We start from the raw sequence: 16,198 nt of genomic DNA, 5'->3' as shown, positions 1-16,198 counted from the left end.
GCTCCACGGGGATCCACAACTCCGCGTCCGCCTGTGCCGCGTCCTGCGACAGCCGGGTCCGCAGGATCTCGGGCCCCGGCCGGCTCCGGTACGGATTGGACGGGAACCACTGCGTGAACACGTCCCGCCACAGGTACTGGAGCGCCTGCGGAAACGGCCCGGAGTTCTCGAAGACGGCCCACGTCCCGGCCGGGACGGTGAGCGCGTCCATGTCCTCAGGCACGGCGGCGCGGGTCACCACGCCGTGGTAGTAGTCCAGTTCGGTTCCCTCGGCGCGGCTCTCGTCCAGATTGTCGCTCACCGAGACGATCCCCTCCGGCTCCTGATCGGACAGGCTCTCAATGCGCTGCAGCGTCTCCTGGCCGATGCCCCGGACGAAGGCGGCGATTGCCGGGTTCACCCCCTCGTGCACGAGGGGGACGCGCGCCTTCCTGCCGACCACACGGAATTCCTCCTTCTCCACGACCCTGTACCGCATGCTGCTACTCCCTTCGACGATGAGGCGGAAGGACATCCGTGGCTGGGACTGCAGACTCGCACCGGCCCGCCTGGCCTCGCCGGGACCGACGCCGTGCATCGCGCGGAACGCACGGGCGAACGCCTCCCCCGAGGTGTAGCCGTAACGCACCGCGACCTCCAGCAGCGTCCGCTCCCCGGCCAGCACCTCGGCACCCGCGACCGTCAGCCGCCTGCGCCGGATGTACTCCGACAGCGGAATCCCCGCCAGCGCGGAGAACAGCCGCCGGAAGTGGTACTCCGACGTCATCACGATCCGCGCCAGCTCGGTCACCTCGATCCGCTGATCAAGGTGGCACTCGATGTGCTCCATGGCCTGGTTCAGCCGCTCCAGCACCCCGGTCTCCTTCCCTTTCGATCACTCACGTTAGGAAGGACCCACCCTGCCGGACCCGACATCCCGTGCCCGGTCCGGTCGGGTGCGCCAGGCCCCGACGACCCGCGCACACCACACCTGCATCAACCACGACGAGGGATGAATCGCCGCGGGGAGCTCAACCGTGACGGTTGTCCCGCCTTCAACTTTCTGCCAGGAAAGAGAAGCATCCCGTCATGGGCCGCCCGAGGAGCAACTGCCCGGGGTTGTCCGGTGCGATTCGCCAGATCCCCGGCTCCGGGCCAAAGCCGCATCGTGGCGACGGTGACCGGACGCGCCCATCTGTGAGCGGTGCGTCTCGCTGGGCGCCGGTGGGCTGACCTGCGCAGACTGGAAATATGCGCGGGATGATCGTCGGCGGGACGGCGGAGCGTGAGGATCTGCTCGCCGCAGCCGTCGCCGAAGCGGTCGAAGGTACCGGCGCGTACGCGGGCAGTGTCTTTCTCCGTTCCCGCGACCGCCGGTCGATCGTGCTCGCCGCGACGTACGGGGTGCCGCCCTCGCTGCTCGGTGGGTGGCGTCTCATCCCGGTGAGCAGTCCCATTCCGGTCGCCGTGGCGTACAGCTCTGGGCGCACCGTGCACTTGGCCGACGCCGAGGAGACCATGCGCCGGTTCCCCCAGCTCGCGGTGGCCCTGCCGTACGCCTTCGGCTCCTGCTCCGTGCCGGTGGGCGCAGGCGGGGAGGCCTTCGGGTCGCTGGCGATCGTCTGGGCGGCCCCGCCCGGCAGCGAAGGGCTGTCCAGGTCCCAGCGCCGCCGCGTACGGATCATCGCCGGCCGGCTGGGTGAGTCCCTCACCGATCTCCACGCCCGTACGGGCGATCCTGTGGAATGCGACCCGCAGACGGATCCCGTCGAGATCCCGGCTCCGTCGGCAGAGCCCGTGCGGGTGGGCCTGTTCGACTGGAACCTCGTCTCGGGCACGATCACCGCGGACGACGAGCTCTGTGCGATCTTCGGTCTCGACCCCCATGCTTTCGACGGACGGGCCGGAACGCTTGCTTCCTGCCTGCATCCGGGCGATCTTGCCTCCTTCCTGGCCGCTGGTCGGGAGGCAGCCGGCGACGGCCGGATCACCGCGCGGTGCCTGCGCGTACGGGATCGCACGGGCGGCGGCGAGGGGTCCCGCACGGTCGAGTTGTGGGGGCGCCGCGTACCGGAGGCCGACGATGCGCGGGCGCCCGTCCACCTGGTCGGCGCGGTCGTGGACGCCCGGGCCGGCCACACGGCCCTCGCAGCGGTCGAACGGCTGCGGGACGGCCTGTTCTCCCTCGCCCCCGACGGGCGCGTCATTTACGCCAACCACAGCGCCCTGCAACTGCTGGACGTTCCCGGTGAGGAGTTGCTGGGCCGGTTCCTGTGGGACGTGCCGTGGCTGTCCGATCCCGACATCGAGTACCGGCACCGGTCCGCAATGATCTCGCAGATGCCGGCCTCCTTCCTGGCCCGCCGCCCGCCCGAGCAGTGGCTCTCCTTCTCCCTCCACCCGGATGCGGACGGAGTGACCGGCCGGGTGGTGCCCATCGGTCAGCCACCCCCGGACTCCACGCCATCCCCCTCCCCGGCCGGGACAGCAATCGCCCCCAGACCGGCCCGCATGGGCGTCGTGTACCGCGTCCTGCAGCTGGGCAGCGCGCTGACCGAGGCAGTCACCACACGGCAAGTCTGCGAAGTCGTCGCCGAGCAGATGCTGCCGGCCTTCGGAGGCCAGCAGCTGGCGATCTACGTCGTCCGCGACAGAGCGATGCACCGGCTCTTTCACACCGGCCACCACGAAGACTTCCTCGACTGGCTGGAGGGCGTATCGCTGCACGCCCGCCTCCCCGGTACGGAGACCCTGACCTCCGGCGCTCCGCTCTTCATCGAGTCGCAGCAGGATCTTTTCCGGGGCTATCCGGGCATCCCCACAGGCGAGGTGAGTTCCTGGGCGTACCTGCCGCTGATCGCCTCCAGCCGCCCTGTCGGCACCTGCGTCCTCGGATTCGACGATGTCCATCGGTTCACGGAGAAGGACCGCAGCGTCCTCACCGCACTCGCCGGGCTGATCGCTCAGGCGCTGGAACGAGCGCGACTCTATGACACGGAGTACGCCGTCGCACGCGGCTTGCAGCAGGCACTCCTGCCGCACCGGCTGCCGGCAGTCCCGGGCATTCGCACCGTCGCCCGCTACCTGCCCGGCACCAGCGGAATGGACATCGGCGGCGACTGGTACGACGTCATACCCACCGACCGTGGCGTCTGTCTCGTCATCGGGGACGTGCAGGGGCACAGCATCGCCGCCGCGGCCACCATGGCCCAGCTGCGCAGTGCCGTACGGGCATTTGCGGCCGTGAGCCATACGCCCGGCGAGGTGATGGCGGGCGTCAACCGAACCCTCCTCGACCTTGACCCAGGGCTGCTGGCCAGCTGCTGCTACATCCACCTCGAACACCACAGCCACCACGCCCACGCCGTCACCGCCGGCCACCCCCCACCCCTGCTCCGGCGCCCCGACGGCACGACCCACGCCCTTGACCTGGACGTCGGCCCGGTCCTTGGTGTGGACCGCGCAAGCACCTATCCCCAGACCCGGATCGCCCTCCCGCCCGGATCCGTCCTCGCCCTCTACACCGACGGCCTGGTCGAGGAACGAGGAACCGACATCGACGTGGGTATCGACCGACTGCGGACAACCCTCGCCCACGCCCGCGCGGACTCCCTGGACGAACTCGCCGACCGGCTCCTGCACAACGCCCGCGGATCCTCCTACCGGGCCGACGACATCGCCCTGCTCCTCACCGACTTCCGGTCACCGCGCTCCGAATGAGACCAAGGCCGGCTGCTCATGATGACCGAACCTTCCGTGCCTGAACCCGCACGCGGGCGTCATCACCTGCCGGAGTCGGTTCAGCCGCGTTCGCTCAATACCTCCAGGTAGTGCGGGTTGTACATCACACCGAGGACGTTGCCGAACGGGTCGAGCACGGCGCCGGCCCGAAAGTCGCCGTAGTTCCGCAGCGGCTCGTGCTCCTTCGCGCCGAGCTTCAGCAGCCGCACGATCTCCGTGTCGACGTCGTCCACGTGCCAGTACGCGACCACGCCGGCCGGGGCGGAGGGGGTTCGCGAGATGCCGAACTCCTGCAGGTGGTCGCCGATCCGGAACTCGATGTACTCATCGCGTTCGAAGTACGGCTCCACGCCCAGGACTTCGGTGTACCAGGCGCGGGCGGCGGCCAGGTCGTCGGCGTGGTAGCGGATGGTTGCGAGGCCACGGAATGTCGTCATGGGGGAAAGCCTGCCCCGCATATAGGTCAGTTGCAGTCCTCTATGCCCGCATCACCGAAACCCCAGCCGGGGCCTGCGCCGGCACGAAGCCTTGGAATCCTTCGTCGTCGCAGAATCATCCCGTGGTGGCCAGGCGCTCACGCCACCAGTCCACCGTCGTCTTGACCTGCTCATCGACGGGGGTGGCCCGTACCGCGAATTCGGCTTCGTAGGCGCTTGAATCAGCTACGAACGGGCGGTCGAACTGGTAACGGATCTCACTCAGTTCGCGGATCAGCGGGGAGAAGACCGACAGGACACCCAGTACGGCCGGCGGGAGCCTGCGCACCGCGACCGGCCCCGTTCCCGACTGAGCGGCAAGGCGGTCGACCATCTCCCGGGTGGACAGCGCGGGCTCCGTCGGAACGTGCCAGGCCCGTCCCCAGGCCCGCTCCTCCCCCGCGACCTCGACCAGGGCCCTGGCCACATCAGGGAGATAGCTCCAGCTGTGCGGGGCGTCCGGATCCCCGAGCGTGGAGACCGGCTTGCCGCGCAGCAGTCGTGGCATGACCCGCGCGGCCAGGTGCCCGCCATCGGTCACGCCGGGCCCGAAGAAGTCCGAGGCCCGCACCTCGACCGCCTTGATGCGACCCTGCTCGTGCAGGTTCCGCGCCTGCTCCCAAACTGCGGCGCGCACCTTGCCTTTGGGGCCGGTCGCCGCGAGCGGCAGCTTCTCGGTGAGGGGACCATCCACCGGACCGTAGCCGTACAGATTGCCCAGCATGACCAGGACGGCCCCGGTCGACTCGGCCGCCGCGCAAACCGACGAGGCCAGCGGCGGCCATTCACTCGCCCAGCGATGGTAGGGCGGTGCGGCACAGTTGTAGATCGCGGCCGCGCCCTGCGACGCCTCGATCAGTCGCTTGCTGTCTGTCGCGTCCAACGCGACGTGCTCGATGCCGGGCTCGGCGCTTCGGCCCGACTTGGTGACGACCCGGACCGAGTGACCCTTCTCGGCCAGCAGCCGAGCAGTGGCCGCCCCGGCGGGCCCGAATCCCACAACGACGTAAAGGCTCACGCACGCACACTAGCGCGAATACGTGTTGCTCTTACGTCAGCTGCCCGCGCCCCGGAGGGCGGTCAGCGGGTCCGTACCGCGGTGATGGTGAAGCGTTCGACCTCGGCGACGTGCCCGCCGGTGGATGCGACAACCGTGAGCACCGGGTCGCGGGCACCGGAGAAGGACACCGACACCTTCCAGGGCTGACCGTTGCCGCCCGCTGGAGTGCAGCACGGGGAGGTGCCCAACGGCGCCGCGGACGACGGCTGGCGCACCTGGACGCGGATACTCTCATCCACTCCGGAGATCCGCCCGCCGGTCACCACCGGGGAGGGCACGAGCGACCCGTACGCGGGCGTCGTCAGGGAGAACGTCGTGTCGTCGGTGCCCACGACCTCCCACGGGGCACCCGGGCCGGTGCCGTACCGGACGAGGTGGATCACCGCTGCGGTGCCGCCTTCGGGCCCCGTCGGCGCGACGCCGATGCGGGCGTGCCGGCCGTCGACCTTGTGTGAGGAGACCCGGTCGATCTCCTTGAAGCCCAGGTAGCCACGGGTGAAGGACAGTGCCGTCTGATCCGGGTCGAGGTGCCAGGGCTGGTGGCCGCTGGAGCGGTAGGCCTGCTCCCACGCCTGGGCTTGGGCGAGCGTGGTGAACGGCCACACCGGCTGCAGGCTCCAGGAGCCGAGCGGTGGCGTGCCGTGGGGGGCCGGCGTGGTCGGGGCACGCGTGGCCGTCGGGGCGGCCGCCGACGTTACCGGCGGTCGGAGCGTTGGGGACGACTGCGACGGCGCTGGCGCCCCTGGCGCGGCGGACGGCGACCCCGATGCCTTCGGAGACCCTCCAGAAGCGCTGCAGGCGGTGAGCATCAGGCAGGCCACAGCCACTGCAGCGAAGAGCCTGAACGGGAGCGAGATGTTCATAGGTGCCCCAGAAGAGGTGGAACCGACCTCCGATCGGTCTGTCCGGCTATCGTCCCACCAGACCGGTCCACGTCACAGGGGCTGTGCCGTACTGCTTTCCCGGCCCTCCTTCCGGTGCTCGCCGGCGGCGGGCACCAGAACGCGTCGTGGTCGGCAGCGCCTTGCATCCACTCCCGGCTTCGCGCTGCCGTCCGAACGCACCCGCCCCAGAGCTCGAGAGCGGGCCGATGGCTCTGCATGCTCATTGCCCGCTGCGGAGCTCGTCGAGCTTCTCCGCGAAGTCCTTCATCTCCGCGACCAGCTGGTCGCGTGCGTTCTCCTGCGCCTTGTCGCCCTGGTCCTTGAATGCCCCGCTGAAATGCGGCTTGAGTTGGGTCCACCAGCCGAAGTCCAGCATCGCCCATGCCTGCGGACACAACGGCGCGCGGGTCTTCGGCAGGTAGCCCGCACCGACCAGGGGCCCGTGGAACCTCTTCGGGTCACTCCCCTCGAGGTAGCAAAGGAAGTTGAAGACCCGTTGCTGTGTGACGGGGTGATCGCTCGAGAGCCCCTCCAGCGTCAGCTTGCCCTCCTCGCGGGCGAGCTCGTCGAAGAGGATTGCGGCTGCCAACGACGGACCCGGTCCAACCTCGTTGACGGTGTAGAACGACGCGAACCCGTCGGCGGCGTCCTCCTCGAGGCCGAGGTCCGCCAGCAGAAGCTGACGCTGCAGAGCATGGCCCATCTCGTGGCCGAAGACGAACTGGGTCGACAGCGCGGTCAGGTCGTCGGCGTTGAACCTGGCCTGGGGGAACAGAGCGGGACGCTTGACGGTCTTGACCACGTTGCTGAGGACCCCTTCGATCTGGGTCAGGAACGACGGGGGCACAAAGATCGTCCTGCCGTCGGGCTGGGTGACCGCATCCGTAACCCCCGGTGGGACCTTGTCGGTGACTTTCACGACCATGTCATGCGGAAGGGTGACCGACTTGTTCACCCAGTCGGCGAGCTGTTCGAGCACGCGGGACTTCCGGATCACCGCTACGGCATGCCGGTCCTTCGGCTTGATCGCGCTGTCCTCGTAGACGACCGTGACCTCGCCGTTCGCGGCAGCCTTGTCGCCGTCGTCGCCGCACGAGGCGACTCCGAAGCCGGCGACGAGCAGCGCCGCCGCGCAAGCAGTCCTCAACACGGCTGGGCGCCCGCCACTGCTCGAACCTGACACGCGGATCATGATCGACGAACCATATGTCCGCAATCATTCATTTGCAATTACTTTCGCCCTTTGGGTTCAGGCTAGCCGTGATCTTGCACCAAGGCTCACCCAGGTCTGCGACAAGACCGGCGGACGTCACCGAAGCCGCTCAGCCGGGGCCGAGCGTCGCGGGGGTCGGGCCGTCCGGTCGGACGGTGATGCTGTACGCGGCCTTGGCCGGGGTGAAGTGGAAGACCGGAATGTGGGAGGGCAGCAGGTGCTCGAGGAGGACGGTCGTCTCACGGAGGGCGAACTGCAGGCCCAGGCAGGCGCGGGGCCCGATGCCGAACGGCAGATAGCTCCCCGGGTGGGTGGGGCGTCGGCCCGAGGTCGTGAAGCGCCACGGGTCGAAACGCTCGGGGTCCGCCCACAGTCCGGGATCCCGGTGCGTGAGGTAGGGGCAGACCAGGACATCGGTGCCGGCCTCGACGGCGTAGCCGGCAAGAACGTCGCCCTCCACCGCGTGGCGGGGCAGCATCCAGGCGGAGGGGTACAAGCGGAGGGTTTCGTGGACGAGGGCCTGGATGGCCTGCCGCCGCTGCGGTGAGCCCTCGCCGCCGGCGGCGAGGGCCTGCCCACGGGCCGCGGGGTTGCGGTCCAGCAGCAGGTAGAGCCAGGTCAGGGTGGTGGCCGTGGTCTCGTGGCCGGCGACGAGCAGGGTGACCAGCTCATCGCGGACCAGCTGGTCGGTGTACTCGGGGCGTGCTCCGGCCGCTTCGAGCAGGACATGCAGCAGGCCCGGGCCGTCGGGTCCGGCGGCGCCGCGGCGCGCAGCTGCGATGGCATGACGGGCGACGGTGTCGATCCTGGCCAGCTCGGCGGCGACGGCCTCCTGCGCGGCGGCACTGTCGGTGGGCAGGGTCGGAAGTGCGGCCACCACGGCGCTCACGGCAGCCAGTTCGCCCTCGGTGTCCGCGTCGAGGGGGTGGCCGGTCAGGGAACGCCAGATGGTGTCCAGGGCGTAGCGGCGCATCTCCTCGCCGACGTCGAGAACCTGCCCGGTGCGGGCGTACCCGGCCCAGCGCGCCGCGGTGGTCCGCGCGGCCGCGGCAATCCGGTGCTCGAAGCGGCGCATTCCCCTGCCGGTGAACTGGGACTGCAGCAACCGCCGTTGCCGCTGCCACGCCTCGCCCGTCGCGGCAAGGACGCCGTCGCCGATCAACAGCCTGGCGCGGTGCGAGCGCTTGACGTACCGGTCCGGATGCAGGGCGAGCACGTGCTGGACGGCCTGGGGCTCGGTGACCAGGACGGTCGGGCGCGGACCGAGGCGGAACGCGGCGACACCGCCGAGCCGCTCGCGCGCCTGGGCGAGGAGGTCGACCAACTCACCTTCCTGGGCCTGCCATTGCTCGACGAGAGCGAGATCCAACGCGGGGACCGGGCGACCGGCCCGGGCGGGGTTCGGGAGGGGGCCGGGGCTGGCATGGGTGGCCACGGGGCTGCTCCTGTTCGCTGCTGTGCGTCGTCACTGACGGAGCGCGGGCATCACGGACTGTACGGGGGCGGACGCGGTAGGCGACAGCCCGCCTCGCCGCGCGGTGCGGCGAGGCGAGGCGAGGCGAGGCGAGGCGCGTTTCAGGACCCTCCCCGGGGCTTGCCACCATGGCCACGCCACTGCGGGTGCCGGTGACACTCTCGAGGTCGACCGCACACGCTCCAACAGCGGCACGGCAAGCGGTGGCGGCTGACCGTCACACCGCACTCCAAGTGGCCTACGGCACCGGAGAACTCGGCGTGCACCACGCGATGCGCGGCATCGCCCGCCTGCACAACCTCGACCTCGCCGGACAGGCGAACTGGCAACCCTGCGGCCGCTGAACATGAGCTGTCGGTGAACGAGCCGGCCTGGGCCACACCTCGAGGTCAGTTCGGCTGCCGACGGGCCTGCTTCACCTCGCGGTCGACTGCCCAGGCGTCCGCTACTGGGCCCACGTGCCCGAGCTTGTCCGGGTTGATCACCGAGCGGATCGTCTGGATCTGCCCGTCGAGTACGTCGAGCGCCAGGGTGTGGAGCACCTTGCCGTCCCGGTCGCGGAAGATCGCGCCCGGCTGGCCGTTGACCTCGTGCGGCTCGAACGTCACGCCGATCCGGGCCATCCGGGGGAAGACGGAGGCAAGCAGCCGGGCCACGTTCTCGGCGCCGATGACGGCCCGGGCCAGCTGCGGAGCCTTGCCGCCGCCGTCGCCGACCATCTGCACATCGGCGGCCAGCAGATCCTGCAGTCCGCCCACGTCGCCGTCCTTCAGCGCGTCGAAGAACCGCGACGCCAGTTCCTCCCGCTCCTTGCGGACGGCTTCGAAGCGCGGCCGCCCGGCCTCCATATGCCGCCGCGCCCGCACCAGCAGCTGCCGGCACGCCGCCTCGGATCGCCCCACCGCCGCGGCGACCTCGTCGAACCCGAAGGCGAACACCTCCCGCAGCACGAACACCGCCCGCTCCAGCGGGCTGAGCCGCTCCAGCAGCAGCAGCGCCGCCATCGACACCGAGTCGGCCAGCTCCACCGACCGCGCCGGATCCTCATAGGGATCGGCGAGCAGTGGCTCGGGAAACCACGGGCCCACGTACTCCTCCCGCCGCACCCGCGCGGAGCGCAGCACATCGATCGAGATCCGCGTCACCGCGGCCGACAGGAAGGCCTTGGTCGACACGGGCCGGGTCGTCGAGCTGTCGAATCGCAGCCACGTCTCCTGCACCGCGTCCTCGGCCTCACCCACACTGCCCAGAATCCGATAGGCGATCGAAAACAGCAGCGGCCGCAGCTCCTGGAACTCCTCGACCTTGCTCACGTCGACTCCCCTCCCCCTGAAGCCCTCCCACCCGGCCGCACTCGTCGGCGCGGGCGTCCTCTGATGATCACCGGGACCACCGGCAGGCAGGGTAACGCCCCCGATCCCGGGGGCCCGGAGCCCGCAGCCGGACCCCGAGCCCATTGCTGATGCCGTTCAGTGGAACTGCCCAGGCTCGTAGTCGCCGGCCGGCTGCTGGGTGATGATGTTCAGCCGGTTCACCATGTTCATGAAGGAGATCAGGACCGCCAGGCCGGTGAGCTGCTCCTCGTCGTAGTGCTTGGCGGCATGCGCCCACACCTCGTCGCTGACCCCGCCGGCCGCATCCGCGACCCGGGTCCCCTCCTCCGCCAGCTCCAGCGCGGCGCGCTCGGCGGCGGTGAAGACCGTGGCCTCCCGCCACGCCGCCACCAGGTTCAGCCGCACCGAGGTCTCACCGGCAGCTGCGGCCTCCTTGGTGTGCATGTCGATGCAGACGGCGCAGCCGTTGATCTGGCTCACGCGCAGCGCCACCAGCTCCTGCGTCGCGGCCGGCACCGGCAATTCCTTGAGCGTCTTGCCGGCCGACATCAGGTGCTTGAAGGCCTTGGGGGTGGTCGGGCCGGTGAAGTAGTTCAGTCGCGCGTCCATGGTGTACTCCTCCGTGGTCGTCAGTGGCTACACCCCCGAGACGGGGTAGCCCGACCCTCTGTGACATGGACGAATGTGACCTGCGTCTCCCGGTCGCCGACTTCGACACCCCGAACGACGGGGCCGGCTGGCGCGGCGTCAGGTTGGTCCGCGCGTACGCGGCCACCAGCAGCTCCCGCGCCCCGACAGATGCGGGTCCCATGGGTCAGCGGGGAGCGTGGCGGATGAGCAGGAGGGCAATGTCGTCGGTGCGCGGGGTGGCCTTCGTGGCGTGGTGGAGGAGGGTGTCGGCGAGTTCGTCGACGGTCCGGTCCTGGGCCTGCGTGAGGCGGTGGGCGAGGGCGGTGACGGCATCGTCGATGTCGGTGCCGGGGATCTCGATGAGTCCGTCGGTGTACAGGGCGAGCACGGCGCCGGGCGGCAGAGGGATGTCGGTGGTGGGGTAGTGCGCGTCAGGGTCGATGCCGAGCAGGAGCCCCGGTGACAGTTCGACGACTTCGGTGCGGCCGTCGGGGTGCAGGACCAGCGGTGCGGGATGGCCGGCGGTGGCTATGCAGGCTCGGTTCCGGGCGAGGTCGAGGTGGGCGTAGAGGCAGCTGGTGAACAGACCGGGCTCGAGGTCGGTGAGGAGGCGGTTGGTTCGGGCGAGGACGTCCGAGGGAGGTGTGCCGGCGGTCGCGTGGGTGTGGACGGCGGTACGGACCTGTCCCATGAGTGCGGCGGCTTGGATGTTGTGACCCTGGACGTCACCGATCGCTGCCGCGGCGCTGGTCGGGTCGCATCGGATGAGGTCGTAGAAGTCCCCGCCGATCTCCATTCCGTGGCCGGCGGGGAGGTAGCGGGCGGCTACGTCCAGGCCGGGGATCCGGGGGAGGGAGCGGGGCAGCAGGCCGGTCTGCAGGGTGTGGGCGAGCTGGTGCTTGGTGTCGTAGAGACGGGCGCGGTCCAGGGCTTGGGCGATGAGCCCGGCCAGGGAGGTCAGAACGGCCCGTTCGGCGGGAGGGAAGGGACGGGCCTGGTCGTAGGAGAGGACGAGCGAGCCGACGGGGCGGCCGGAAGCGATCAGGGGGAGGAAGGCCCAGGCGTCCCTGCCGTCGAAGCGGACGGCAGCGGGGTAGGCGCGTTTGAGGTCGTCAAAGCTGCCGAAGAAGCTCGCGACACCGGTGGTCAGGGTGTGCACGTTCGGGGTGTCGGCGGTCAGGGGCGTGCCGTCGAAGCGGCTCATGAACTCGGCGGTGTAGCCGCGGTGTCCCATGATCCGCAGGCGGCCTCCTTCCACTGTCATCAGTGCCAGACCGCGGGGGCCGAAGGCGGGAACGAGCTGGTCGGCCACGGCCTCGACCACATCGTGCACGCCGGCGGTCTTCGTGAGTGCCGCCGCCAGGTGCATGAGGTGGTACAGCGCACTCGCCCCGCCCGGTTCGGCGGATTGTGCGGGCTCCGGCACCGGAGTGACCTGGGGCGAGCCGCTGGTGAGGGGAGTGATCTGGACACTGATGCCGCGGTCGTCCGGATAGAGGTGGAACGACAGCCAACGGTCCGGCGGGCGCAGCGCGGTGAAGGACGTCGGTCGCCGGCTGATCACAGCCGCCCGGTAGCGGTCCTCGAAGAGCGGGTCGTTCATCCACAGCAGCACTTCCCAGGGCCGGTTGCCGCGCAGGACCGCGGCTCCCGCGCCGACCAGGTCGGCCCCGGTGGTGTTGATGAAGGCGATCCGGCCGTCCATGTCCAGGGCGCAGCAGCCGACGGGGATGCGCTGGGCGAAGTCGAGTGCGGCCCGGGCCTCGTCCGGATCGGGATCGGGCGGGCGCGGTGGGAGCAGTACCCGTGGCTCTTCACCGGCCGGAAGCGGATGGCCGCGGTCGGCGGCCTGCTGCAGGATCAGCCCGGCGTGACGGCAGCACGCGCTGATCACCTCGCGTTCCTGCGGGCTCAGGGTGGGTGGGTGCCAGGTGGGCCACAGCAGCACCAGCCCACCCCACACCTGCGTGCCACTGGTGAACGGGGCGGCGGCCAGCATGAAGTCGTAGGGCAGCACGATCCCGAGCCTCGGGTAGCGCCGCGCCACCTCCTCCTGGCTGGTCAACCACACCAGCCGCCGGTACCGGATCGCGTCCGTCACGGGGATGGGGTCGTCCACCGCGATGCGCGCCCACGGAGCGGCGATCCCGGGCACCACTCCCGACACCACCGCCAGCCGCAGAACTCGCTCCCCCGGCGGCAGGACATATACGAGACCTACCGAGGCACTGCTGCCCCGCACCACCTCGGCCAGCACCGCATCAAGGGCGTCCGGGCCGGAGCCGAAGTCAGCCATCGAAGCGCCGGGCTGAGGCATGCCATCACCCCGCTTCAGTTGTCGACTGGCGTGCGCCCGGCCGGTGCCGGGCCGCCGGTACCGGCAGTCGACCACCACACCTACACCACATATCCCACATAGGCGGACAATACGCCCCCATCGCGTGACGAGGCCCGCCTCGGCCTCGGCCTCACGGCGCCTGGGTTGCACCACTTCGGGACTCCCGGACAGCAGTGCGCCGGAGCGAGAGCCACCGGGTCAGCCGCCGACGGCTGTGGACAGGGCCTGGGATCAGATGCCCATCAGTGTCCGCGTGCGACCGCAGGACGCCCCACGCCATCCGGGCACGCATCGTGACCGTCGCACGCCGAAGAGTGGCGAACCGGAGCGCCGGTCCGACAGGTTCGGGCCGACCGGCACGATCCTGGCCGGATTGATGTCGCCGTGCACCGTGCAGTAGTGCCGCTCGACTTCCTTGCGAGCTGACGGTCGCGAAGACGCCGAGTGGCGGCGGCAGCCGCGGAGACGCCGGACCCCGCCGCTCTGTGGCGAGGCATGCGCGCCTGGCACTGAGAACGCGTAGGTCCGGCGCCCCGGTGGCTGTCACCCCGAGAACGGTGGTGGCGGCCCGGGCCTCGCAGCAACTGGGCCGCCACCGCTGGACCGTTGAGCGCATTACGGCCTGGCTCGCCGGTAGCCGACGCCTCCATCGGCTGCGCTGCAGCCGTAGGTCCGACGCTGTGGCCACGCCCGCGTCCGGGCGCGGCTCGGGCATGTGTGTGGCGGGCCGTCACATTCTGCGGTCGATGAGGAACGGCAGGAGCGTGAGGATCTCTTCAACCGCCGCGGGCACCAGCGGGACGCTCGTCAGGCAGTCGCGGGCGCTGTCCACGTGGTGGTGGGCTTCGGCCAGGGTGGCGGAGCGCCCGCCCGCGTCCTCGACGAGGTCGGCGGCCCGCCGGACGGCGGTGTCGTCGAGGGGATGGTCCGAGGTGAGGAGCGCGACGAGGCGCCGTGCGGCCGGACCTTCGGTGGCCAGGGCCGCGAGGACCGGGTACGTCTTCTTGAGCCGGCGTAGATCGTTGTGGACCGGTTTGCCCGTGACCTGCGGGTCTCCCCAGATGCCCAGCAGGTCGTCCACGGCCTGGAAGGCCACCCCGAGATGCCGCCCGGCCTCGGAGAGGGCGTTCACGGTCGGGACAGGGGCCCCGGCGAGCACGGCACCCAGGCCGGCGGCGCAGCCGAGCAGCGCGCCGGTCTTGTTCTCCGCCATGGACCTGTACTCGTGCGGACGCACCGCGTCGGGCCCCGTCCAGGGACGGGATTCGAAGAGGAGGTCTTCGGCCTGACCGCGCACCAGGTCGTTGAGCGTCCCGGCCAGGTGCCGCACGGCTGCTCCGCTGTGTACGTTGCGGGAGTTGGCCAGTGTCTCCACGGCCATGGCGAAGAGGGCGTCTCCTGCCAGGATCGCGGGGCCGGTGCCGTACGCCGCCCAGACGGTCGGGCGCTGCCGTCGGGTCTCGTCGCCGTCCATGATGTCGTCGTGCAGGAGCGAGAAGGTGTGGATCAGCTCGACGACGACCGCGCCGACGACGGCGTCCTCCCCAGGTGCGCCGGCGGCCTCGGCACAGAGCACGGTGAGCGCCTGACGTACTCCCTTGCCCTGCGAGCCGGGGGTGGGCCTGCCGTCCACGTCGCTCCAGCCGAGCGAGTAGGCGGCCATCTCGGCCGGCCACGGATGAAGACGCTGAACGGCTTCTGTGAGGGACGGCCGCACGAGGTCGCGACAGCGGGCGAGAATCTGCGAAGCGGTGGTCCGGGCTGTTACGGGTGACGTCATCGGTGGCCGCCTTCCTCGCCGGCCGGGGTGGCAAGCGGCGCTACTCCGAGTTCGGCATGTGCCTTGTCGACCATGTCCCGGGCGTGACGCAAACCGATCCGGTCGAGAGTCCGGCGCAACTCGTCCAAGTCCGCCGCGGTCTCGGCGTGGTCCCGGCCGAGATGGGCGAGCGCCTTGACCAGCCCGAGCCGGGCCAGTGCCTCGCCCCGCGGCTCGCTCATGGCGCGGAACTCCGCGAGCGCTTCCTCATAGACCTCGCGGGCTTCGTCGTAGCGACGGGCCCGGAAGAGCACATTGGCGCGCATCTTGTGGTTGTAGGCGAGGGCGCTGGACAACTTCATCTCGCGGCAGGTGAGTTCGGCCTCGGCGAGCAGGGCAAGGGCGCGTTCCGGGTCGTCGTCCCGCAGGGAAACGATGTCGGCCATGCCGCGCAGGGCCCATGCCCGGCCGCGCCGGTCGTCGGCCTTCCCGGCTATCTCGGCGGCTTCCTCGAACATCGCGAGGGCCGTGTCGTACGAGCCGGTGTTGCGGTGAATCTGTGCGATGCCCTCCAGCGCCCACACGGTGTGGCGGGCTTCGCCGCGTTTGCGCGCCTCGGCGAGCAGTTGCTCGTGCAGGACGGCGACCGCCTCGTAGTCGCCCTGGATGCGTCCGGTCTCCGCCAGGCCCGCGAGGGAGTAGCCCCGGGCCACGACGTCACCGCCGCGCTTGCCCATCTCTGCGGCGAGCCCCAGGAGCCGGAAGGCAAGCGCCAGCGCACCCCGCTGCCGGGCGAGCGTGCCGCCGCTCCACAGCGCCCAGGCCATTGCCCCCATGTCGCCGGCCGAGCGGGCGGCCCGGTAGCTGGCCTTCCACGCCTGATCCGCTTCCTTGACGTTGCCCAGCCTGCGGTGCGCCTCGGCCACGGCGAGACCGGAGCGCGCCACCTCCTGCTGTGAGCCGGAGACCTCGGCCGCCCTCAAGTGCTGGGTTCCTTCGGCGAGTACGTCGGTCAGGGAGGAGTTCACCGACAGATCGGTGAGGGCGCCTTGGTATTCGGGCGCGAATGCCTTGCTCTGCATGGGTGCCTTTCGTGCGCGGTCAGGGCACCGGCGCCACAACTATACATCTCATGTATACACGAAGCGTATAGATGCCTGGCGCTCTGGGCCTGACGCTTGGGGAACCGGGGAGCCGCCCGCCACCTTCGACGGGTGCGGCGAACCGCCTTGCTGTTGATCAAGACGGCTGCCGCACGCCCGGGGTTGCTCGTCGCGGCGAGTTTCCCTGACACGGCCAGAACAACGGCA

At 70.4% G+C, this 16,198-nt stretch carries 12 protein-coding genes and 1 pseudogene; 1 reads left to right on the top strand and 12 read right to left on the bottom strand.

The window, feature by feature from the left end:
- Window positions 1–853: AraC family transcriptional regulator (locus ACWGI8_RS22805; RefSeq protein ID WP_453663453.1), on the bottom strand; the 853-nt coding region annotated here is incomplete at its 3' end.
- A 377-nt stretch (window positions 854–1,230) separates the two neighbouring features.
- Here ACWGI8_RS22805 and ACWGI8_RS22800 point away from each other — a divergent pair.
- Entirely contained in the window at window positions 1,231–3,699 is a 2,469-nt protein-coding gene (locus ACWGI8_RS22800; protein WP_453663452.1) for a SpoIIE family protein phosphatase, read from the top strand.
- 80 nt (window positions 3,700–3,779) lie between these two features.
- On the opposite strand, the gene ACWGI8_RS22795 is transcribed toward ACWGI8_RS22800, so the two are convergent.
- The 11 genes and pseudogenes from ACWGI8_RS22795 to ACWGI8_RS22745 form a co-directional block, all read right to left on the bottom strand.
- Window positions 3,780–4,157: a VOC family protein gene (locus tag ACWGI8_RS22795; RefSeq protein WP_453663450.1), complete on the bottom strand. Its 378-nt coding sequence runs from the start codon at window positions 4,155–4,157 to the stop codon at window positions 3,780–3,782.
- Between the two features lie 115 nt (window positions 4,158–4,272).
- Window positions 4,273–5,214, bottom strand: coding sequence for an NAD-dependent epimerase/dehydratase family protein (locus ACWGI8_RS22790; protein ID WP_453663449.1), 942 nt, complete (start codon window positions 5,212–5,214; stop codon window positions 4,273–4,275).
- A 62-nt stretch (window positions 5,215–5,276) separates the two neighbouring features.
- Entirely contained in the window at window positions 5,277–5,861 is a 585-nt protein-coding gene (locus ACWGI8_RS22785) for a hypothetical protein (protein WP_453663447.1), read from the bottom strand.
- A 499-nt stretch (window positions 5,862–6,360) separates the two neighbouring features.
- Entirely contained in the window at window positions 6,361–7,290 is a 930-nt protein-coding gene (locus ACWGI8_RS22780; protein ID WP_453663446.1) for a DUF4344 domain-containing metallopeptidase, read from the bottom strand.
- 172 nt (window positions 7,291–7,462) lie between these two features.
- Window positions 7,463–8,788, bottom strand: a complete 1,326-nt coding sequence (locus tag ACWGI8_RS22775) for a cytochrome P450 (RefSeq protein WP_453663444.1) — start codon at window positions 8,786–8,788, stop codon at window positions 7,463–7,465.
- Between the two features lie 428 nt (window positions 8,789–9,216).
- The gene (locus tag ACWGI8_RS22770; RefSeq protein ID WP_453663442.1) at window positions 9,217–10,140 is read right to left on the bottom strand and encodes an RNA polymerase sigma-70 factor; all 924 of its coding nucleotides are present in this window, start codon (window positions 10,138–10,140) and stop codon (window positions 9,217–9,219) included.
- Window positions 10,141–10,296: 156 nt separating this feature from the next.
- Entirely contained in the window at window positions 10,297–10,770 is a 474-nt protein-coding gene (locus tag ACWGI8_RS22765) for a carboxymuconolactone decarboxylase family protein (RefSeq protein WP_453663440.1), read from the bottom strand.
- Window positions 10,771–10,843: 73 nt separating this feature from the next.
- Window positions 10,844–10,948, bottom strand: a pseudogene (locus ACWGI8_RS22760) (IS5/IS1182 family transposase); the annotation flags it as partial.
- Between the two features lie 27 nt (window positions 10,949–10,975).
- Entirely contained in the window at window positions 10,976–13,108 is a 2,133-nt protein-coding gene (locus ACWGI8_RS22755) for a SpoIIE family protein phosphatase (protein ID WP_453663438.1), read from the bottom strand.
- Window positions 13,109–13,859: 751 nt separating this feature from the next.
- On the bottom strand, window positions 13,860–14,909 hold the full coding sequence (locus ACWGI8_RS22750) for a polyprenyl synthetase family protein (RefSeq protein WP_453663436.1): 1,050 nt from the start codon (window positions 14,907–14,909) through the stop codon (window positions 13,860–13,862).
- A complete protein-coding gene (locus tag ACWGI8_RS22745; protein ID WP_453663435.1) occupies window positions 14,906–15,970 on the bottom strand; it encodes a tetratricopeptide repeat protein in 1,065 nt (354 codons plus the stop codon). Before ACWGI8_RS22745 ends, ACWGI8_RS22750 begins: the two co-directional genes overlap by 4 nt.
- Window positions 15,971–16,198: the final 228 nt, after the last annotated feature.

It is taken from the genome of Streptomyces sp. NPDC054841 (assembly GCF_053611045.1).
This window is presented reverse-complemented; position numbering and strand designations above follow the sequence as displayed.